The 20,703-nt window shown below is 65.3% G+C and carries 17 protein-coding genes and 2 tRNA genes; 11 read left to right on the forward strand and 8 right to left on the reverse strand.

Features of this window, described 5'->3' with window-relative positions; all coding sequences use genetic code 11:
- The first annotated feature begins 24 nt into the window (after nucleotides 1-24).
- The 4 genes from QF047_RS06295 (at nucleotide 25) to QF047_RS06310 (ending at nucleotide 4,672) form a co-directional block, all read left to right on the forward strand.
- Entirely contained in the window at nucleotides 25-3,003 is a 2,979-nt protein-coding gene (locus QF047_RS06295; protein ID WP_307281797.1) for a UPF0182 family protein, read from the forward strand.
- A gap of 132 nt (nucleotides 3,004-3,135) precedes the next feature.
- Nucleotides 3,136-3,209: transfer RNA gene (locus QF047_RS06300), tRNA-Met, on the forward strand.
- Between the two features lie 317 nt (nucleotides 3,210-3,526).
- Nucleotides 3,527-3,600, forward strand: a tRNA-Met gene (locus QF047_RS06305).
- Between the two features lie 139 nt (nucleotides 3,601-3,739).
- On the forward strand, nucleotides 3,740-4,672 hold the full coding sequence (locus QF047_RS06310) for a cytochrome b/b6 domain-containing protein (RefSeq protein WP_307274922.1): 933 nt from the start codon (nucleotides 3,740-3,742) through the stop codon (nucleotides 4,670-4,672).
- A 55-nt stretch (nucleotides 4,673-4,727) separates the two neighbouring features.
- On the opposite strand, the gene QF047_RS06315 is transcribed toward QF047_RS06310, so the two are convergent.
- From QF047_RS06315 to QF047_RS06325, 3 genes are all read right to left on the reverse strand, one after another.
- Nucleotides 4,728-6,158: a deoxyribodipyrimidine photo-lyase gene (locus QF047_RS06315; RefSeq protein ID WP_307274924.1), complete on the reverse strand. Its 1,431-nt coding sequence runs from the start codon at nucleotides 6,156-6,158 to the stop codon at nucleotides 4,728-4,730.
- Between the two features lie 94 nt (nucleotides 6,159-6,252).
- Entirely contained in the window at nucleotides 6,253-7,044 is a 792-nt protein-coding gene (locus QF047_RS06320) for a PspA/IM30 family protein (protein WP_306634513.1), read from the reverse strand.
- A gap of 113 nt (nucleotides 7,045-7,157) precedes the next feature.
- Nucleotides 7,158-9,209: a TPM domain-containing protein gene (locus QF047_RS06325; protein WP_307274927.1), complete on the reverse strand. Its 2,052-nt coding sequence runs from the start codon at nucleotides 9,207-9,209 to the stop codon at nucleotides 7,158-7,160.
- A 285-nt stretch (nucleotides 9,210-9,494) separates the two neighbouring features.
- On the opposite strand from QF047_RS06325, the gene QF047_RS06330 reads away from it, so the two are divergent.
- The 4 genes from QF047_RS06330 (at nucleotide 9,495) to QF047_RS06345 (ending at nucleotide 13,950) form a co-directional block, all read left to right on the forward strand.
- Nucleotides 9,495-11,144 carry a S1C family serine protease gene (locus QF047_RS06330; RefSeq protein WP_307274929.1) on the forward strand — a complete coding sequence of 550 codons (1,650 nt, stop codon included), beginning with the start codon at nucleotides 9,495-9,497 and terminating at the stop codon, nucleotides 11,142-11,144.
- A gap of 254 nt (nucleotides 11,145-11,398) precedes the next feature.
- Nucleotides 11,399-12,199, forward strand: coding sequence for an electron transfer flavoprotein subunit beta/FixA family protein (locus QF047_RS06335; RefSeq protein WP_306639114.1), 801 nt, complete (start codon nucleotides 11,399-11,401; stop codon nucleotides 12,197-12,199).
- Between the two features lie 14 nt (nucleotides 12,200-12,213).
- Nucleotides 12,214-13,167, forward strand: coding sequence for an electron transfer flavoprotein subunit alpha/FixB family protein (locus QF047_RS06340; RefSeq protein WP_307274932.1), 954 nt, complete (start codon nucleotides 12,214-12,216; stop codon nucleotides 13,165-13,167).
- A gap of 3 nt (nucleotides 13,168-13,170) precedes the next feature.
- Nucleotides 13,171-13,950, forward strand: coding sequence for a PIG-L deacetylase family protein (locus QF047_RS06345; RefSeq protein WP_306634506.1), 780 nt, complete (start codon nucleotides 13,171-13,173; stop codon nucleotides 13,948-13,950).
- Nucleotides 13,951-14,046: 96 nt separating this feature from the next.
- Here the strand turns inward: QF047_RS06345 and QF047_RS06350 are convergent, their stop codons facing one another.
- From QF047_RS06350 to QF047_RS06365, 4 genes are all read right to left on the reverse strand, one after another.
- A complete protein-coding gene (locus tag QF047_RS06350) occupies nucleotides 14,047-14,928 on the reverse strand; it encodes an anti-sigma factor (RefSeq protein ID WP_307274936.1) in 882 nt (293 codons plus the stop codon).
- Between the two features lies 1 nt (nucleotide 14,929).
- The gene (sigK, locus tag QF047_RS06355; RefSeq protein ID WP_307281801.1) at nucleotides 14,930-15,520 is read right to left on the reverse strand and encodes an ECF RNA polymerase sigma factor SigK; all 591 of its coding nucleotides are present in this window, start codon (nucleotides 15,518-15,520) and stop codon (nucleotides 14,930-14,932) included.
- Nucleotides 15,521-15,778: 258 nt separating this feature from the next.
- Complete coding sequence (locus QF047_RS06360) at nucleotides 15,779-16,246, reverse strand: tRNA (cytidine(34)-2'-O)-methyltransferase (RefSeq protein WP_307281802.1); 468 nt, start codon at nucleotides 16,244-16,246, stop codon at nucleotides 15,779-15,781.
- Nucleotides 16,247-16,268: 22 nt separating this feature from the next.
- A complete protein-coding gene (locus tag QF047_RS06365) occupies nucleotides 16,269-17,210 on the reverse strand; it encodes a J domain-containing protein (RefSeq protein ID WP_307274938.1) in 942 nt (313 codons plus the stop codon).
- Between the two features lie 190 nt (nucleotides 17,211-17,400).
- On the opposite strand from QF047_RS06365, the gene QF047_RS06370 reads away from it, so the two are divergent.
- Nucleotides 17,401-18,111: a hypothetical protein gene (locus QF047_RS06370; RefSeq protein ID WP_307274940.1), complete on the forward strand. Its 711-nt coding sequence runs from the start codon at nucleotides 17,401-17,403 to the stop codon at nucleotides 18,109-18,111.
- Here the strand turns inward: QF047_RS06370 and QF047_RS06375 are convergent.
- On the reverse strand, nucleotides 18,108-18,530 hold the full coding sequence (locus tag QF047_RS06375) for a hypothetical protein (protein ID WP_306634495.1): 423 nt from the start codon (nucleotides 18,528-18,530) through the stop codon (nucleotides 18,108-18,110). The two genes, QF047_RS06370 and QF047_RS06375, sit on opposite strands and share 4 nt — an antisense overlap.
- An 88-nt stretch (nucleotides 18,531-18,618) precedes the next feature.
- Between QF047_RS06375 and QF047_RS06380 the strand changes: the two genes are divergently transcribed.
- Together QF047_RS06380 and QF047_RS06385 are read left to right on the forward strand one after the other, a co-directional pair.
- Entirely contained in the window at nucleotides 18,619-19,284 is a 666-nt protein-coding gene (locus QF047_RS06380) for a metalloregulator ArsR/SmtB family transcription factor (RefSeq protein WP_306634493.1), read from the forward strand.
- A gap of 31 nt (nucleotides 19,285-19,315) precedes the next feature.
- The gene (locus QF047_RS06385) at nucleotides 19,316-20,545 is read left to right on the forward strand and encodes a cysteine desulfurase family protein (protein WP_306634492.1); all 1,230 of its coding nucleotides are present in this window, start codon (nucleotides 19,316-19,318) and stop codon (nucleotides 20,543-20,545) included.
- The last annotated feature ends 158 nt before the right edge of the window (nucleotides 20,546-20,703 follow it).

Consider the following 20,703-nt stretch of genomic DNA (forward strand, 5'->3'; position numbering starts at 1 on the left):
AGTTTGTCCCGACCCGCCAGCACCATGTCCACAGGTAAACCCCCTTCAAGGCGCGGCGCGCTGACGCCCACCCTGATCGTTGTTGCCCTGGTGGTTGTGGGCTTCATCTTCTTCGCTAACGTCTGGACCGATGTCCTCTGGTACCGCCAGCTCGGCTTCATCGAAGTGTTCGTCACCGAGAACCTGGCCAGGATCGGCATCTTCGCGGCCGGATTCGCCCTGATGTTCCTGGCGGTCTTCTTCGCCATCCGCATCGCATACCAGTCCCGTCCGGTATACGCGCCGGACTCTGAGATCCGGGACAACCTCAACCGTTACCAGGCGCAGCTGGAACCCGTCCGCCGCGTGGTGATGGTGGGCCTGCCGGTCCTCTTCGGACTCTTCGCCGGCAGCGCCGCCGCCAGCCAGTGGCAGAAGGTCCTCCTCTTCTTCAACCAGGAGCCCTTCGGCGAACAGGACCCGCAATTCCACCTGGACATCAGCTTCTACCTGATGACCCTGCCGTTCCTCGGTTTCATCACCGGGTTCCTGATCAGCGTGGTGGTCATTGCCGGAATCGCCGGAATCCTCACCCATTACCTCTACGGCAGCATCAGGCTGATGGAGCGGGGCGTCTTCACCAGCCGTGCCGCCCAGATCCACATCGCCGTCACGGGCGCTGCCTTCCTGGTTCTCCTGGGCATCAACTTCTGGCTTGACCGATACTCTGCAGTGCAAAGTAACGGCGGCCGCTGGGCCGGAGCGCTCTACACCGACGTCAACGCCGTCATCCCCACCAAGGCCATCCTGGCCGTGGCAGCCGCGCTGGTTGCCATCCTGTTCATCGTGGCGGCGGTCATCGGCCGCTGGCGCCTGCCGGTCATCGGAACCGCGATGCTGGTCATCACGTCCATCCTGGCGGGCGGTGTCTACCCCTGGGTGATCCAGCAGTTCCAGGTGCGCCCGTCGGAAGAGACGCTGGAAAAGGAATTCATCCAGCGCAACATCGACAACACGCGCAAAGCCTATGGACTCGATGCCATCCAGGTGAACCGCTATGACGCCACCAACACCGCCAGCACCGGAGCCCTCGCCCCGGACGCCCAGACCACGGCAAACATCCGCCTGCTGGATCCCAACCTGATCTCGGACGCGTTCTCGCAGCTGGAACAGTACCGGCCGTATTACCAGTTCCCGGAAGCCCTTAACGTGGACCGCTACGAAGTGGACGGCAAGATCCAGGACACCGTGATCGCTGTCCGTGAGCTGAATCCCACCAACGTGGTCACCAACCAGCAGGGCTGGCTGAACCAACATGTGGTGTACACCCACGGTTACGGTGTGGTGGCAGCGAAGGGCAACAAGTTCACGGTGGACGGAAAGCCGGACTTCCTGCAGTCGGGCATTCCGTCAACGGGCGTGCTGGGCAATGATTCGACGTACCAGCCGCGCATCTACTTCGGCGAGTCCTCGCCGGAGTACTCCATCGTGGGCGCACCAGATGGTGCCCCTGCCCGCGAGCAGGACAGGCCCTCCGGCCGCGAAGGCGAGGGGGAGACCCAGTACACCTTCGAAGGCAACGGCGGACCCAACGTTGGAACTTTCTTCAACCGGGTGCTGTACTCCATCAAGTTCCAGTCCTCGGACCTGCTGCTCTCTGACGGCGTCAACCCGGAGTCCCAGATCCTGTACGACCGCAGCCCCCGTGAGCGCGTGGAGAAGGTTGCCCCCTACCTGACAGTGGACGGCAACGCCTATCCGGCTGTGGTGGACGGGCGCGTGAAGTGGATCGTGGACGGCTACACCACCAGCCAGTACTACCCCTACTCACAGCAGGAACAGCTTTCCAACGCCACCGCGGACACCCAGACCACCTCGGGACGCGCCGTGGCCCTGCCCAACAGCACGGTCAACTACATCCGGAACTCGGTCAAAGCCACGGTGGATGCCTACGACGGTTCGGTCACCCTGTACGCCTGGGATGACCAGGACCCGCTGCTGAAGTCCTGGCAGAAGGTGTTCCCCTCATCGCTGAAGCCGTTCTCGGAAATGTCCGGCGACGTTATGAGCCACGTCCGGTACCCCGAGGACCTGTTCAAGGTCCAGCGCCAGCTCCTCGGCCAATACCACGTCACGGACCCCTCCAGCTTCTACAAGACCAATGATGCCTGGAGCGTGCCGGCGGATCCCACCGTGGACACCGACGTTAAGCAGCCGCCGTTCTACATGTCGCTGCAGATGCCGGACCAGGAGCGGCCTGCCTTCCAGCTGACGTCCTCGTACATACCGCAGATCGTCAACGGAAACGCCCGCAACGTCCTTTACGGGTTCCTGGCTGCAGACTCGGACGCCGGCAACCAGGCGGGCGTCAAAGCCGACAGTTACGGCAAGCTGAGGCTGCTGCAGATCCCGCCGGAGATCCAGGTCCCCGGACCCGGCCAGGCACAGAATAAGTTCAACTCTGATCCCACCGTGTCCCAGGCCCTCAACCTGCTCCGCCAGGGCGCCTCTGACGTGCTCAACGGCAACCTGCTGACGCTTCCTGTCGGCGGCGGCATCCTCTACGTCCAGCCGGTCTACCTGAAGTCCACCGGTGAGACGTCCTACCCCACCTTGCAGCGCGTCCTGGTGGCCTTCGGGGACAAGGTAGGTTTTGCCCCAACCCTGGACGAGGCCCTGAAACAGCTCTTCGGCGGAGATTCCGGCGCCGCAGCCGGCGACTCGGACAACAATGGCCAGACGCCTGCTCAGCCGGGTGCACCTTCCACCCCGGCAGGAGCGGACGCCAAAGCTGAACTGAAGGCGGCCCTGGACGAGGCCAACGCCGCGATCAAGGCCGGCCAGGCAGCACTGGCCGGCGGCGATTTCGCCGCCTACGGCGAGGCGCAGAAGCGGCTTTCGGCAGCTCTGGATAAGGCGGTTCAAGCGGAGGCGAAGATCCCGGTGGCGGCTCCCGAGGCCACCCCGGCTCCGGCGTCCTCGGCAACCACCGAGGCCACGCCTTCGCCCTCGCCGAGCAGCTGATGCGCGCTGTCTAATCACGACGGCGGCAGCCGGCACCCGTTCCATCCCGAGCGGGTGCCGGGCTGGCGAGACGGAGATCACGCCCTCCCGATTTGGCCTGTTGTTCACCTCCCGGTAGAGTTGTTCTTGCGACGCGGGGTGGAGCAGTTCGGTAGCTCGCTGGGCTCATAACCCAGAGGTCACAGGTTCAAATCCTGTCCCCGCAACTGGAGAAAGGTCCGGATACTGGAAACAGTGTCCGGACCTTTTGGTTTAAGCACGCGACCCCGGTGGTGGGAGACGCGCCATCACCTTCTGCATCAAGTCCCGCAACGCGCTATCACCTTTCGCGCCTCCGGCGGAGAACCCTCCTGCACGCAGAGCGGCAGCGCCGCCGTCGAACCCCCTCGGGAAGTGACGGGCGTTCCGGGGAAAGCTGCGGTAGATGAAGGGGCGTTCCCGGGGGAGGCCAGGGTGGCAAGAACCCCGGAAAACGGCGGGTGGAAAAACCTGCCGCCGAAATAGGGTAGTGTTGATTCTGCGACGCGGGGTGGAGCAGTTCGGTAGCTCGCTGGGCTCATAACCCAGAGGTCACAGGTTCAAATCCTGTCCCCGCAACTTATGTGAAGACCCCGACCGGCAGACAAGCCGGGCGGGGTCTTCTTTTTTCCTAGAATGCTGCCAGTTCCTAGTATTCTCTTTCGCAGAGCCTCACAGATCGTGAGCACCACGTCATTCTCGAGAGGAATGTTGCTCGATGTCCACACCCACGAAGAAGCCCGGCACTGCTGCGGGCAAGCGGTCCCGTCTCTATTGGGGTGTGCCCGCCGTCCTCGTGGCGCTGGTCCTGGTGGTGCTGATCGCCAAGTGGCTGGTGGGGCTACCCGCCGTCGCTTCCTTCGTCGTTGATAATCCGGGCCATTCTGAGCTTCCGGCTGGGGCACCGGAAGGGTTCCCGGCCTGGTTGGCCTGGCAGCACTTCCTGAATGCATTCTTCCTGCTGCTCATCATCCGGACCGGCTGGCAGGTGCGCACCACCACCCGCCCCAGTGGCCACTGGACCCGGAACAACAAGGGACTGATCAAAACCAAAACCGCGCCCACCAAGATCAGCCTCGAGCTCTGGTTCCACCTCACGCTGGACGCGCTATGGATCCTCAACGGTTTGGTGTTCGCCGTCCTGCTGTTCGCCACGGGGCAGTGGATGCGGATCGTCCCCACCAGCTGGGACGTTATCCCGAATGCGCTCTCGGCCGCCCTCCAGTACGCGTCACTGGACTGGCCCACGGAGAACGGCTGGATTAACTACAACGCCCTCCAGCTCCTCACGTACTTCATCACGGTTTTCATCGCGGCGCCGCTGGCTTTCATCACCGGCCTGCGCATGTCCTCCGCCTGGCCCAAAAAGGCGGCCAGCCTCAACAAGGCCTATCCGATTGAACTGGCCCGCGCCATCCACCTCCCGGTGATGATCTACTTTGTGGCCTTTATTGTGGTGCACGTCTTCCTGGTGCTTGCCACCGGTGCCCTGCGCAACCTCAACCACATGTACGGCGTACGGGACGACGACGGCTGGTTCGGCTTCTGGGTGTTCCTCGCCTCCGTAGTGGTCATGGCAGCCGCATGGTTCCTGGCCCGCCCCATCTTCCTGCGGCCGATTGCGTCCCTGATGGGCAAGGTCAGCCGCTAAAGGAGAGCCGCTATAGGACAGCTGTGGCGGCCCGCCTGCGGGGAGTCGCGGCCGTTCAGTCCTTGAGCCTGGCGTAGGCCTCGAGCGCCCGCTCGCGGGACTCGGGCAACCCCACCAGCGGAACCGGGTAGCCGGGCACGTCCCCTGCTTTCCACGGTTCGTGGATAGCCTTCGCATCGAGGTCCGCGAGTTCCGGAACAAACCTGCGCAGGTACCGGCCGGCTGAATCGAACTTCCTGCTCTGCGTCACAGGGTTGAAGATCCGGTAGTAGGGGGAGGCGTCCGCTCCGGATCCCGCCACCCACTGCCAGTTGGCCGGGTTGCTGGCGGCATCCGCGTCAACGAGGGTGTCCCAGAACCACTCCTCGCCGATGCGCCAGTCCGCCAGGAGATTCTTGACCAGGAAGGACGCCGCCGCCATGCGCACCCGGTTGTGCATCCAGCCTGTCTGCCACAGCTGCCGCATGCCGGCGTCGACAAACGGGTACCCCGTGCGGCCCTGCTGCCAGGCCCTTAGCTCGTTCCGGTTGAGCGACTGCCACTCGAACCGGTCGAACTCGGGCCGGTAGTTCCGGGTGGCCAGCTCTGGGTTGGTATACAGCAGGTGCCAGCAGAATTCCCGCCAGCCAAGCTCAGACCGGAAGATCCCGACGTCGGCCGGTACCTGGTGCGGGAAGTGCCGGCGGATCTCCCGCCACACCCGGAAGGGACTGATCTCGCCGAAGCGCAGGTGCGGCGACAGGCGGCTGGTTCCTTCCACCCCCGGCACGTTGCGGCCGGTTCCGTACTCGTCGGCGGGGCCGTCCAGGAAGCCATCGAGGCGGTGCCTGGCGCCTTCCTCACCCGGCTCCCACGTTTGAGCCAGGCCGCCGCTCCAGTCGGGGGAGTGCGGAAGGAGGTTCCAGCTCTCCAGGTCTTCGCCTGCTGGCAGCCCTCCTCCCGTCGCATTGGCGGGCGGTGGCAGCTGCCGGGGCCGTTCCAGCGGGTCGCGCACATCAGCCCCGGCCAGGCACGCCCGCCAGAAGGGCGTATAGACCTTGTAGGGGCCGCCGGCCCCGGTGCGGACCGTCCACGGCTCAAACAGCAGATTTGCCTGATAGCTTGAGGCCTGGACGTCATTGTTGCCGGCCCATTCCTTGACCACGGCATCCAACGTCCGCTCCGGCAGCGCGTAACGCCGGTTCCAGAACAGATGCTTCGCGGCGGTTTCGGTGGCGAGGCCCTTGATGACATCCGCGGCCGGTCCGCGGCGAAGGAGCAGGCGTGAGCCGCTCGCTTCCAGGGATGCTCCGAGCACGGAAAGGGAATGATGCAGCCACCATCGGGTTGCTCCGCCCAGCGGCCGGATGCCGGCAGACTCCTCGTCCAGGACATAGACGACGGTCAGCGGCAGGCCGAGCGCTGCCGCTTCAGACAGCGCCGGGTTGTCGTCCAGGCGAAGGTCATCGCGCAGCCAGACGAGGGATGTTGCGTCGAAGGAAGCCATCCCTCCACGCTACACACAGGCGGCACCAGAAAGGCCGGGGCAACGGCCCCGGCCTTTCATCTGTGGTCCCGGGGAGGAAGTTCCCCGGTGACTGTCAGAGCTTGTCGAAATCGGCTTCGTTCACAGTTGATTCAGCGCCTGCATTGCCGCCTGCGCCGATCGCAGGCTTTGCGGTGCCGCCCGATTTCAGTGCCGCGAGGCGTGCCTCGATCTCCACCTGCTCGCCGAGGTCCTCCAGCTGGTTGAACTGCGCGTCCAGGCTGGACTCGGTGAGTTCCTGCTGCCCGCGGACCTTGGCCTCCTCGCGGCGGATCTTTTCCTCGAAGCGCCCCACCTCGCTGGTGGGGTCCATGATGTCGATGCTCTTGATGGCATCGTGGACCTGGGACTGTGCTGCAGCGGTCTTGGAGCGGGCGACCAACTCGTTGCGCTTGCTGGTCAGCTGGTTCAGCTTGCCCTTCATCTGGTCCAGGCCGGTCTTCAGCTTGTCCACCACTTCACGCTGGGACGTGATGGCCGGTTCTGCCCCCTTGGCCTCATTCTCGGCCGAAATCTGGCGCTGCAGGGCCACCTTGGCCAGGTTGTCGAACTTCTCGGCGTCCGAAACGTTGCCGCTTCCGCGGTACTCGTCGGCCTTGCGCGACGCGGCAAGGGCCTTGTTGCCCCAGTCACGGGAGTTCTTGACGTCCTCGTTGTAGTCGTCCTCGAGCATCCGGAGGTTGCCGATGGTCTGCGCAACGGCGGACTCCGCTTCGGCAATGTTGTTGGTGTAATCCCGGACCATCTGGTCCAGCATCTTCTGCGGATCCTCAGCGTTGTCCAGCAGGGTGTTGATGTTCGCCTTTGCCAGCTGTGCGATACGGCCGAAAATGGACTGTTTAACCATGGTTTTACCTTTCGTCCTGCTCTGTAGTGAGCACTGAAATCAGTGACAGTTGTGTTGTTGCATCTTTCCGCTGGCCGGTCCTTGGCCTGCGGGCCGCGAGTTGTCTATCGGAACTAGAAATCTCCGCCGCCGCCGGAGTCCCCACCCCAGCCACCGCCCATGTCTCCGCCGCCGAAGTCACCGCCGCCCCAACCGCCGCCGTCGTTGCCGCCGCCACCGCCCCAGCCTCCGCCACCGCCGCCGTTGAGGATGGAGTTGATCAGGATGCCGCCGAGGATGGCGCCGCCGAGCCCGCCGCCGCCTCCGCCGCCGAACATTCCACCCCGGCCGTAGCCCTGGTTGGCGTAGCCGTCGAAGTGGTCGACGTCGGCCTGGGCCAGTTGGGCTGCCTGGGCGGCGAGGGCGTGGGCCTGCTGCGCGTAGGTCAGGGCCGTAACAGGGTCTGTGCGCGCGATGGACAGTGCGTAATCCAGGTTGCGCTGCGACTCCGCCAGGCGGGTGCGGGCCTCTGTTCCCACGCCGCCGCGGCGTGCGGTGATGTAGTCGGAAGTGGCACTGATTTGGGCCTGGGCCGACATAATGGTCTGCTGCAGCGACGCCTGCGCCCGGCGTGCCTGCTCCTGCTGGTCCCGGATTCCACTCAGGGACTGGTCCAGCGACTGGTGGGCGGTTTCCACCCGCTGCAGCGTTGCGATGGGATCAATCTTTCCGCCCTGGATCTCTGCCTTCACCTGCGTAAGCGCGGCTTCCACGCCAGCCACGGGACCTGCGAGCTCGGGATGCGCGCCGGACTGGATCATGGCACGTGCCTGGGCGAGGTCCTGGGAGGTGTCCACCACTGCAGCCTCAAGGCTGTTGCGAGCCTCATCAAGGTTCGACGAGACCTTGGAAATGGCATCAAGGAGTACGTTCGTCTGGTGCAGGCTTTCTTCTGCTGCCCGGACTGCGACTGCAGCCATACTTGCTTCACCCTCGCCGAGCTTCTGCTGAGCCGTGGCTGAGGCGTTCTGGACGAACGCCAGCCGCTCCTTGGCCTGGAGGATGTTGTCCGAGACCTGTGCAAGCGCACTGTCCGCGTACCTGGCGCGCAACGTGGTGAGGGACTGTTCGGCGCTGGAGATCTTGGCGTCTGCTTCATGGGCGCCGGCGTTGACGCGTGCCAGGGCCTGCGGTGCGTTCTTCTCCAGTTCGCGCAAAGAATCAAAGTCTGCCTTCTGCTCCTGGAGCGAGGCCAGGGCGGCTTCCGAGCGGCGGATAATTTCGCCCAGCCAGCTGCGCTGCTGCTCCTCGGTATCCGGGATGTGGTCGTCCAGCTGCTGCTGCAGCTTGAACGATTCCGTCATATGGCCCTTGGCTTCCTCAAGAGCCTTGGTGAAGTTGCCGACGGCCGAATCGCCGTATTGTGCCTGGGCGAACATCAATTCCTGTTCGCTGGACTTGATCGCGTCGTCCGCCTCGATGAGGAGCGAACCGCTCTTACGGCGCAGCTCCTCCACGCTGAGGGACGCCAGCGGATCCACCTGGCCGCCCTGCGGGCCGTAGCTTGCGCTGGAGGACTGGCCTGCGGCAGCCTTCTTCCGCCGGTTGCGGAAGTACAGGTACGCACCCGCGCCGCCTGCAGCGACTACCCCAGTGCCGACCAGGACAGCGGCTCCGGCGCTCCCGTCCGAGGGGACGTTGCCGCTGCCGCCGCCAGCTGCGTCACCGATCGCGCCTGCAGCGTTGATTGCAGCCTGCGCGTAGTTGTTGTTGGCCAACTGCGGCCCAATGGCTTTGCTCTTGATGTTTTCGATCTGGGCGTTGGTGATCTTGCTGCCGCCCTTATTGAGGATGTACTGCCTGGTATCGGTGGCAACCGCGAGAATCAGGGCATTGGAACCGAGACTGGCTTTTTGGGCAACAGCGTCCGTCCAGGCTTCACGATCGGTGGGGTTCTCGAATTTCTTGACGATGACGACGTGCAGCACAGTGGCGTGGTCCGTCCCAAGCTTCTTGATGGCTTCCTGTACGTCAGCCTTTTGCGAACCCAATACTCCCGAAGGATCCACTATTTTCGTTGTGGGATCCAACGTGACCGGATCCTCGGCCCAGGCCGCGCCGGCGGGTACCGCCAGCAGCCCGGCAAGGCCGATCACGGCGAGAATACGTTTGAACTTTGACCGCATGTGCAACCCTTCAGCACGCCTGACACCGATTCGGGACGAACCGGTCGTCTCAGAATGCAGCAGCGCCCCCACGCATGTGTAAAGCCGCAGGTCGCTGTGGCAATCATCTTGATTCTATGGTGCACCCCACAGGCCGTCCATTGAGCTGAATATGCCACCAGCGAAACGGCGGCCAGGCCCAGGAAAACCTCCGCAAAAGGGATTCAGCAAGCTCTCAGCAAACATCCGAGCTTGATACAGGGAGGGAGTCCATAGTTAATTCAGACGAGGATGAAAGGAAGTCCCATGACTGAGAACCAAACCCCCGGTGCCGCACCTGAGAACCGCGGTCCGGGCCGGCAGGATCCCTGGCAGCAGCAGCAGCAGTCCGCCCAGCCCGGGAACAATCCTGAGGTTCACGATGCGGACGGCGCGGGAGCCTCGAACAGGGCGGCAGCCGCGGCCAGTGAAGCACCTGGTCCGCATCCGTACCCTACTGAACGGCTCGAGCCGCAGAACCCCACGCAGGAACTGCCCGGAGCGCGCCCGGCCTACCCGCAGCGCCAGCCGTATCCCCAGCACCAGCCGTTCTACGGACAGTCCGCCTCCGAAGAGCAGGGCGGCCAGCCCCAGGGAAATGGCCAACCACAGGGCCACTATGGCTATTACGGCCAGGGCCAGAACAACGCTCAGCATGCAGCGGCTGGCGCCCCGGTAGGCCTTGCCCACAATCCCAAGGACGCTCCGCGCAGGAAGGCGTCGTTCGGCGTCGGCACCCTGGTAGCCAGTATCCTCGCGGCCGGCCTGGTGGGCGGGGCAGTAGGCACCGTTGGCTCCGGCGAACTGTTCGACAATGCAGGCTCCACCGCTATCACCAGCAGCAACAGCCAGCCCGGTACGGTCATCGTCAATAATAAGGACAACGTCAACGCCATCACCGCGGCTGCCGTGAAGGCCTCGCCCAGCGTGGTGACCATCAGCGCCACCAGCGGCAGCTCCGGCGGCACCGGGTCCGGCATCGTCCTCGACGATCAGGGACATATCCTCACCAACACGCACGTGGTCACGCTGGATGGCCAGACAGCCAACGCCTCCCTCGAAGTCCGGACCAGCGACGGAAGAGTCCTCTCCGCCAAGCTGGTGGGCACCGACCCGTTGTCCGACCTTGCGGTGATTAAAGTGGACAACGCCTCCGGCCTCACGCCTGCCACCCTCGGTGACTCCGGGAAGCTCAACGTAGGGGACACCGCGATTGCCATCGGTTCGCCGCTGGGCCTGACCGGCACCGTCACGGACGGTATCGTCTCCACGCTCAACAGGACCATCAGCGTTGCCTCCGCCGCTGCCCCTGAAGAGGGCGACAACGCAGAGGGTGACGACGAGGGCGGATTCCAGTTCGCCCCGCCGGGCGGCGGCCAGAGCCAGCAGACCACCGGCCAGGGCGAAATTGCCATCAACGTCATCCAGACCGACGCCGCCATCAACCCGGGCAACTCCGGCGGTGCCCTGGTGAACAGCAGCGGCGAGATCATCGGCGTCAACGTGGCTATCGCCTCTGCCGGATCGGGTTCCTCGTCTTCATCCAGCGGCAACATTGGTGTGGGTTTCAGCATCCCCATCAACCACGCCAAGCGGGTGGCCCAGGAAATCATCGACACCGGTAAGGCCTCGCACGCCCAGCTCGGCGTCAGCGTCAAGAAGAAGACCGCCTCCAGCGCCGCCTCCGAATTCTCGGTCGGTGCGGAAGTAGCCACCGTGGAAGCAAACTCGGCGGCCGGGAAGGCAGGGATCAAAGTAGGCGACGTGATCACGAAATTCAACGACCTCGCCATCGGCGAACCCGAGCAGCTGACGGCCGCCGTCCGGGAACAGTCCGCCGGCTCCAGCGTCAGGATCACCGTCCTGCGCAACGGCGCCGAACAAACCCTCGACGTCACGCTCGGCACCGCAAGCTAGCAGCCCGCCGCACTCCGGCAGACACCTTAAGGAAGGCTCGACGGCGGTGCCCCCACCTTGGGCGGGGGCGCCGCCGTCGTGGTCTCCGCCGCCGTCGTAAAAGTGCTGACACTGGCGTAATGGAAGAGGGCGGAGCCCGGCGTCGATATGGTTAGCTAGGAGCTACCCGTACGCCGGGCATCCCGCGGCCATGACCTTACCCGGCTGGCTGTCCACAAGCATGGAAGGCTGCTGTCGATACAGTGGAGAAGACATTGAAGATCATCGTCCTGGTCAAGCATGTACCGGACGCCCAGTTCGACCGTCACCTCAACGGGGAGCGCTACACGACGGACCGTGACGAAAGCATCCTGTCCGAGCTGGACGAATACGCGCTGGAGGCCGCACTGCAGCTGGCCGAGGCGCGGGGCGGCAGCAAGGCAGGCAACCAGGTCATCGCCCTGAGCATGGGACCTGCCGGCGCAGTCAACGCCGTGAAGAAGTCCCTGCAGATGGGCGCCACCGAGGGTGTGCACCTGACGGATGAGGCTTTGGCAGGCTCCGACGCCGCCGCTACTTCACTGGCGCTGGCTGCTGCTGTCCAGCGCCTGGGCCAGGACGGACCGGTGGACCTGATCATCACCGGCATGGCCTCTACCGACGGCGAAACCTCCCTGGTGCCCGCGCAGCTGGCCGAGCGCCTTGGCCTTCCCCAGGTCACGTTCGCTTCTTCCCTCGACGTGGACGGCGGGCGGCTTGTGGCACGCCGGGATGCGGACACAACCTCGGAAACGGTGGAAGCCGCCCTGCCCGCTGTGGTGTCCGTGACCGACCAGATCAACGAGCCCCGGTACCCCAACTTCAAGGGCATCATCGCCGCCAAGCGTAAGAGCATCACCACCCTGTCCTTGGCCGACATTGGAGTGGACGCCGCCCAGGTGGGGCACTCCGGTTCCTGGACCACCGTGGCCAGTGCGGAGGAGCGGCCGCCGCGCACCGCCGGCACCATCATCACCGACGAAGGCGACGCCGGCATCAAGCTGGTTGACTTCCTGGCCGCCCAGAAGCTGCTCTAAGAGGGATCACCGACATGGCAAAAGTACTTGTTTTTATTGACAACCCCGGCACTGCGCTCAAGAAGAGCAGCCTCGAGCTGCTGACCCTGGCCCGGTCCCTCGGCGAGAGCGTTGTGGCACTCAACGGCGAACTGCACGGGGACGTGTCCACCGCCTTCGCTGAATACGGTGTCAGCACGGTTTTCCGCCCCTCCGCACAGGACCTGGACGACTACCTCGTGGCGCCCAAGGCCGCGTACCTCGCGGCTGCTGCGCAGAGCGCCGGGGCCACGATCATCCTGCTCGACAACTCACCGGAGGGCAAGGAGATCGCCGCCCGGCTCGGCATCCGCCTCAACGCCGGCGTGATTACCGACGTCGTGGGCGTGGACGCTGACGGGACTGCGCACAAGTCCGTCCTTGCCGGTTCCTACAACACCGCCTGCAAGGCCAGCACTCCCGTTTCGGTGTTGACCGTCAAGGCCAACAATGTGACCCCCGAGCCGGCTGCCGCGGCCGGTACGCCGGAAACCGTTACCGTTGAGGTTCCGGCCGGCAGCACTGCTGCCGCCGCCCGGATCACGGCCCGCGAGCAGAAGGTGGCCAGTGGCCGCCCGGACCTCACCGACGCCCGCATCGTGGTGGCAGGCGGCCGCGGCCTGGACGGCGACTTCGGACCCGTCGAGGACCTCGCTGATGCCCTCGGAGCGGCCGTGGGAGCATCCCGCGCAGCTACCGACGCCGGCTGGATCAGCCACGATGCCCAGGTGGGCCAGACGGGTAAAACCGTGTCCCCCCAGCTTTACATCTCCGCAGGCATCTCCGGCGCCATCCAGCAAAAGGCCGGCATGCAGACCGCAAAGGTCATCGTGGCGGTGAACAAGGACGCCGAGTCACCCGTCTTCGAGATTGCGGACTTCGGCATCGTCGGGGACCTCTTCGACGTCCTTCCGCAGGCCACCGCAGAGATCAAGAAGCGTAAAGGCTGATTATTGACTGACTCAGCCAGCCAGGCGCAGAGCCCGTTCAATCCGGCCAGGGACCGGATTGGACGGGTGCTCTGTTTTGCGGCCCACCCGGACGACATCGACTTCGGCGCTGCCGGCACTATTGCCGCCTGGACCGCGGCCGGTGTCCAGGTCAGTTACTGCATCATGACCGACGGCGACGCTGGCGGCTTTGATCCGGCCCACCGGGCGGACATTATCGCCATGCGCGACGCCGAGCAGCGCCGGGCCGCCGAGCTGGTGGGAGTATCGGACATCCACTACCTCCATCAGCGTGACGGCTACCTCGAACCCTCACATGAGGTGATGCGCGGGGTGGTGAAGCTCATCCGCGAACTGCGTCCCGACGTCGTACTGGCCATGCATCCGGAACGGAACTGGCGCCGGATCCAGAAGAGCCATCCGGACCATTTGGCGGTGGGGGAGGCCGTGACCCGGGCCGTCTACCCGGCGCTGGAAAACCCGTTCGCCTATCCGGAGCTGGCCGAAGCCGGGCTGGCGGCGTACAAACTTCCCTGGCTCTGGCTGTACGCCGGGCCGGATGAGCGGGAAAACCACTTTGTTGACGTGACAGGGCACGTGGAGGCCAAACTGAAAGCCATCCACGTCCACGTCAGCCAGCATCCCGACGTGGAGGCCATGGAGGCAGCAGTGCGCAGGGGCATGCACGTCAATGCGGAACGTGCCGGACTGCCGGCGGGCCACAGTGCCGAAGCGTTCCATGTGGTAGCGGTCAACGGGCCGGGAACTATCGCCGGTTTCTGAACCGGTTGCCAACGACGACGCCCCGCGGCCTTCCTTCCGGAAGACCGCGGGGCGTCCCTTGGTCCATGCTGACCGTCCGCGGCGCGCCGTCTGCGGCTATGCGCCGAGCGGAGCAGCGGCGACGGTGGGCAGCGTGGGTGACTTGGATCCGCCAACGGGCTCCACCGTGATCCCCAGCGAGGCGGCAGAGGCGATGCCCTCCACCACGGCAGGCTTGGACAGTGCCTCGGCGTCCATCAGGCCCTGCGAGACCGGTGCCGACCCGTCCTTCGGGATCAGCCACATCTGGTAGACCTTGCCTTCGGGCGGGGCCGGAACACCGTTCATCTTGACCACCAGGGCGTCCTTGGAGGATGAGACCAGGACCGTGGCGGTGCCGCCGGCGGCCACCGGTACTGAGGCTTCGCGGACGTCATCGGCGCGGATCACCTGGTTCAGCGGGTTGTTCTGGTCCGCAATATAGGATCCGACGCCGACACCGCCCAGGGCGATCGCCGCCGCGGCCGCGATACCCGCCAGCCAGCGGCGGGTTCCGGCCGGACGCCGCCGTTCCTCCCGGCGCTGCCGGGCCTTGGCGAGCTCGTCGCCGGGGCCGTCCAGGAACGGGTCCTTTTGCGCCGGCAACGAGGAGGGGGAAGGATCTGCCGCGGCCGGCTCGGGGCCGGGGGCTTGTGACGGCAGTTGGGCCGGTAACTGGGCCGCGATCCGGTCGAAAAGACCGGCCGGTGGCTCCTCCTCCACCCTGAACGTCCGGGTAAGCGTTTCCCTGGACTGGCGTACGCGTTCGAAAAATGAGGCGCGTTCGGCTGCGGGTGCCGTTGCAAGGTACTCCTCGATGGAGCGGCGTTCCTCGTCCGTTATTGCATCCAGGGCATACAGCTCGGCCAGGTCAACGGCGCGGCCGGAAGCCAGGTCAGCGGCGACGGTATCGCCGAAGGCACCGGAGCGGCCTGCCCGTCCATGGTTCATTTCTGTCATATCAACTCACCCCCAAACAAGTCTTCAAGCGGATCAGTCCGTCGCGGATGCGGGACTTCACGGTGGGAACTGCAGCGTTCAGCCGTTCGGCGACTTCCCGGTACGTCAGGCCGCCGTAGTAGGCCAGGCGGACAGATTCCTGTTGCGTCTCAGTCAGCGTTCCGAGGCACCGGACCACGGCCTCGGCTTCGAGCCTGCTGCCCACTTCGTCGGAGACGGTGTCGTGGTCGATGTCCTGGGTGCTGGCCCCGTAACGGGCTTCCCGGTCCGTGGCCGACTGTGCGGACCGGACCCTGTCCACGGCGCGCCGGTGGGAAATGGTCATGAGCCAGGAAAGCGGGCTGCCGGCAGCGGGATCGAAACGGCCCGCGTTCTGCCAGACCTGCAGGAAGACTTCCTGGGTGGTGTCTTCGCTGAGTTCGGCATCGATCAGGACCCTGTGCGCCATGCCATAAACCCGGCGGGACGTCAGCTGGTAAAACTCCGCAAAGGCTGCCCGGTCGCCCTGGGAAATCTGCCCCAGGAGGACTGCGAGCCGTTGACTGAGCTCTGCCGGCGTGTCTGTGACCGCGGGAGCATCGGGAGTATCCATCACTACCAAGCATAAGTCTCCAGGAGGTGAATCCTCCGCCGTGCCGCCGGTGATGCCCCGGCTGGTCCTGGAATCTGCCCGAAGAAGTGTCACCTGCCGCTCCTTGATCGCTAATGGACTGTTCTCAAGAGGGATTCGGCACAGCCGGGCGCGTGGATGGGGCAAGGCCAAATAATGTTTCAGCTGCAGATCCCCGCGCTGGTTCCGGCGTATCCGGCCCGGTAGCCAGGCGTGCCTGATCTCCCGGCTTGGGCGGGCCTAGATCCGGGCGCCGGCGAAGCCCTGCTGGCGCCACGCTTCGTAAACGGCTATGGAGGCGGCATTGGCCAGGTTGAGGGAGCGCAGGGCCGGCAGCATGGGCAGCCGCACGGTTGCGGTGACGTGGGGATCCGTTTTCAGTTCCGCGGGCAGCCCCACGGATTCCCGCCCGAACATCAGCACGTCGCCGGGCTGGTAGGCGATATCCGTGTAGCTTGCTGTCCCGTCCGACGTGAAAGCATAGACACGCTCAGGCTGAAGATGCTGCCAGGCATCCTCAATGGTCCGGTGCACGGTGACGACGGCGAGGTCGTGGTAATCGAGCCCGGCGCGGCGGAGCTTCGCGTCGGAGAAGTCGAACCCCAAGGGCTCCACCAGGTGCAGCTCAGCGCCGGTGATGGCGGCCAGCCGGATGGCGTTGCCGGTATTGCCGGGGATTTCGGGTTCGTGGAAGAGGATGCGGAACACCATCCCATCCTAGTCAACCCGGTCAGTGCATGCCGCGTAGCAACCGGGCCAGTACTGGCACGTTGACGGTATTGGGGGCCGGCCCGGACGCCAGGAACTCCTTGACGCCCCGCACCATTCCGGCCGCGTTGACGATCCGGACGGTCTCCAGCCCGCCGGAGGACCGGCGATGGTCGTCGATCACCGGCTCGTGCAGGTTGCCGTGCGGGCTCTGGACCACGGTCCAGCCCGTGACGTTCAATTCGGGGAAGACGTCCTGCATGGCGCGGACGATATGCGCCAGCTGCGGCGGGGCAATGGAGCGGCCGCCGTGGTTCAGCGTCCTGCCGTCCCAGGCATAGGCTCCTTTGGGCAGCAGCATGGAGCCGATGAGTGCCAGCCGGTATCCGGACAGCACCGCATGGTCGATGTGGCTGTTGTCCGCCGGCGACTGGAGTCCGTTGATCAGGCGGGCCGCCGGAATGGCCGGCAGTACCTGGCGGGTCAGGAGCTGGACTGTTCGCATCTCGCGCTGGATCCGGGCTTCTGCCCCGAAAATGCCGCGTTTCCGCGGCATGCCGTGCACCTGCTGGCTAGCCTGCGCCAACGGAATCAAGGGAACGCCGCCGTCCGCTCCCGAACTGTAAGGGGGGACGTAGACAGGCGGGTCGCCGGCGGTGTTCCGGGTGCCGCCGGTCTTGTGCACGGTGGCCGAAGCCCTGCTGCCCGCCGGCGGTGCATCAAAGTGTGGCTCGGCATCGGGTATGCCGGCGGTTCCTGCGGCGTAGGAGCGGTCGTACGCTTTCCGCCGCTGCGGGTCGATCAGGGTTTCATAGGCGCTTGTCACCCGGCGGAATGCGGCAGGATCCCCGCCATGGTCGGGGTGGGCCAGGCGGGCGGCGCGCCGATAGGCCACCTTGATTTCCTTCTCGGTGGCGGTGACTGCCACGCGAAGCACCTGGTAGTGGGAGTTGCTCTCGGTCAAGCACGCATCCTTCGTGTTGAAACGGCCGGTCCGCGGAGGGCAGCCCTGTCCGGCCAGCTTATCGGCCCTTGATCTGACAACGTCCGTGCCGGCGTTCCGGGTTCCCGGCCGGGGCGGGATCAGGCGGAGTTTAGACTCGTGAAAGATAACTGCCGGGCAGCGGGCAAAGAATGGCAGGTCAGGGAACACAATGGGGGAGGACATGGAAAAGCCGACGACGGCGGCACGGGCCGGCAGGGTCCGGACGGGACGGTTGCCGCTGGCGGCAGCGGTTCTCGCCTCCGTGCTGACCGCCGGCTGCAGCGTTGGCGTTCCCGACCCCTCCGCACCTCAACCTGTGGAAACCGCCTCAGTACTTGCCACCCCCACCATCACGCCGGGCCACGATGCTGAGGCAGTGGCGGCGCAGGACTTGCCCTTCGCGTCCGGCGGCATCCTCGCCCGCGGAGTTCCGGTAGGCATCTCGGACGGTCTGAAGGACGCCCCTGGCTGGACGATGGTCAAGGACAACGTGGCCGGCGAAAGCCACTACCTCAAGGCAGACGGGTGCCTCGTTGCCGCAAAGGTCCGTACCAACCAGGAGGTGCTGGCGCAGGGTGATGACCGCGGGTCAACACTTGCCCTCTTTCAGTACCTCGATCCCACCATCCTCCCTGAGTACCTGAAGGCCGCCACGCTGCGATGGGGCGGCGACGAATCCACTCCGGGCCACGCGGTGGAGGTGCTGGTCCTGGAAGAGGCTGCCGCGCCAGGGGGCAGGGCAGCTACGGTGCTTGCCAGGCTCTTCGCCACCTCGGGATCGTCAATCTACGTTTCTGTTTCATGCCCGGATGCGTCCGCCCTGGCCTCGGCCAGGGCGGACGCTGTGCGGTTCCTGCCGGTCCTGCCTCCTTCGGCCTAGATCCCCGACGGCCGGGCAGCAGCCTGCTGGGCGAGCCTGTTGAGCGCGAGGGCGCCAACCAGCAGCCCGAAGTCGCGCAGCGCCACGTCGAAGAATGCTCCGAGCAACAGGAGGTTCACGATGATTCCGCACAGCCACGCTGCCACCAGGAGTGATCCGAACTTCGGCCGGACCGCCACTGCGATGCCCGCGACGACTTCCACTACGCCCACCACGTACATAAAGGTCTGGGCAGGCAAGGGCACCAGCGCCGTGGCCTGGGGCGCGAGGTACATGGTCCAGTCCGTCAGGATGTTCGTGAACTTGTCGAGCCCAAAGAGGATCGGCGCGACGGTGAAGACAGTCCGCAGCAACAGGAATGCCTGCCGGGCAGGCTCCGTGGTGGTGGTGTTGGCGCGCAGTGCTGATGTGGTTTTCACAACTGACTCCTTCTAAAAGTAGGTTCCCCCATTTTAGAAACTAGGAGGGTCTATAATCAATACATCTTGACTTTGGATTGGTGGAGCAATGGCCAGACTTCCCTGGGCGAACCGCATGGCAGCGCTTGCCTCCCTCGGCGATGAAAAGCGCCGCCAGCTTTTTGAACTTGTGGTGTCTTCCCCCGGCGCAGTGGGCCGTGACGACGTTGCGCAGCGTGCCGGAATTCCCCGGAGCACCGTTTCCTTCCACTTGGACCGCCTGGTGCAGGACGGCCTGCTGGCGGTCGAATTTCACAAGCCGCCAGGGAAAACGGGACCCGGCTCGGGGCGTCCAGCCAAGATGTACCGTCCTGTCGCCGACGAAATCGGGGCCTCCGTGCCGGACCGGAACTACGATCTTGCCGGGGAACTGATGGCCGCCGCCATCGAAAAATCCACCACTGGGGGGGAGCCTATTGACGATACGCTGCCGGCGGAGTCGTACCGCAAGGGGGAGGCCATGGCAGAGGGGGCTGCGACCCTCGAGGACTTCCTGGCCCAGGCCGGCTACCGGCCCCAACCGGACGGTGACGGGGGTTTCCTCCTGCCCAATTGCCCTTTCCACCGTCTCTCGGACAAACATCCCGGGGTGGTGTGCACCATGAACGGGGCGTTCCTGCAGGGGGCGGCAGACCGCCTGGACGCCTCCGGCGGCAGGGTGGTGCCCGCCGACGTGCCCGGCCACTGCTGCGCAAGGATCACGCCGCCCACCTGACCGGTCAGGGCACGGCGGCTAGAATTGCAGGGTGCCCGTTTACCTCGATCATGCTGCCACCACACCTCTTTCTCCGGAAGCGCTGGCTGCCCTGACGCGTGAACTTGCCCGCACCGGCAACCCCTCATCCCTTCACGGCTCGGGCCGCCGCGCCCGCCGGGCAGTGGAAGACGCCCGCGAAGCCATTGCTGCAGCGGCCGGTGCGCACCCCTCAGAAGTGATATTTACGTCCGGCGGCACTGAATCGGACAATCTCGCGGTGAAGGGGCTGTACTGGTCGCGCGTGGGCGAAAAGCCGGCGCGGCGGCGCATCCTGTGTTCCGCCGTCGAACATCATGCAGTGATGGACACAGTGGAGTGGCTGGAGCGGCACGAAGGTGCAGACGTCACCTGGCTCCCGGTGGACAGTGACGGGGCGGTGGATCTGGCCGTCCTGGAAGCTGAACTTGCCCGTGACCCGGAGTCGGTGGCGTTGGTCACCGTGATGTGGGCCAACAACGAAGTGGGGACCATCCAGCCCATCCACCGCGTGGTGGAACTTGCCCACGCGGCCGGCGTTCCCGTTCACTCGGACGCCGTGCAGGCCTTCGGCTCCGTGCCGGTGGACTTCAAGGCATCTGGCCTGGACGCCATGTCCATCTCCGGGCACAAGATCGGTGGACCCGTGGGAGTGGGTGCCCTGCTGCTGGGGAGGTCGGTCAAACTCACCCCGGTCCAGCATGGCGGCGGGCAGGAGCGCGATGTCCGCTCCGGCACGCTGGACACCGCCTCGATCGCCGCTTTTGCTGCAGCCGCGGAGAATGCAACTGCCAACCTTGCCGCGGAATCTGCCCGGATAGCCGCCCTCCGCGACCGGCTGATCGACGGCGTCCGGGAGCGGGTGCCCGAAGCCGTCCTGCGTGGCGCACCCGGGAACGGCCGGCTGCCCGGCAACGCACACTTCACCTTCCCCGGCTGCGAGGGGGACTCACTGCTCTTCCTGCTGGACCTCGCAGGAGTGGAATCGTCCACGGGGTCAGCCTGCACCGCGGGCGTCCCGCGGCCCTCCCACGTGCTGCTCGCTATGGGACTGGACGAGGAAACAGCGCGCGGAGCCCAGCGCTTCACCCTGGGGCACTCCTCTAGCGGTGAGGACGTGGACGCGCTGCTGGCCGCCCTTCCGGACGCCTATACCAGGGCCCGTCAGGCGGGAATGGCGGGCCATGAGTCTTCCATTCAAACCGCCGGCACGGTGGCCCGCCAGGGTATGGGCGGCCGCTGAGAGTGTGCTTGCGGGCAGGCCGTAGAATAGATAGGCGAAGATCGTTTCCGGAGCGTCAATTTCTCCCCGGCAGCAATTTCAGCCAGCAGATTCGGCCAGCACTGGCAGCAAGCACCGGCCAGGAGCCGGAACCATCCAACAGGAAGCCACCATGCGAG

Source organism: Arthrobacter sp. W4I7, assembly GCF_030816215.1.
Lineage (GTDB): Bacteria > Actinomycetota > Actinomycetes > Actinomycetales > Micrococcaceae > Arthrobacter > Arthrobacter siccitolerans_A.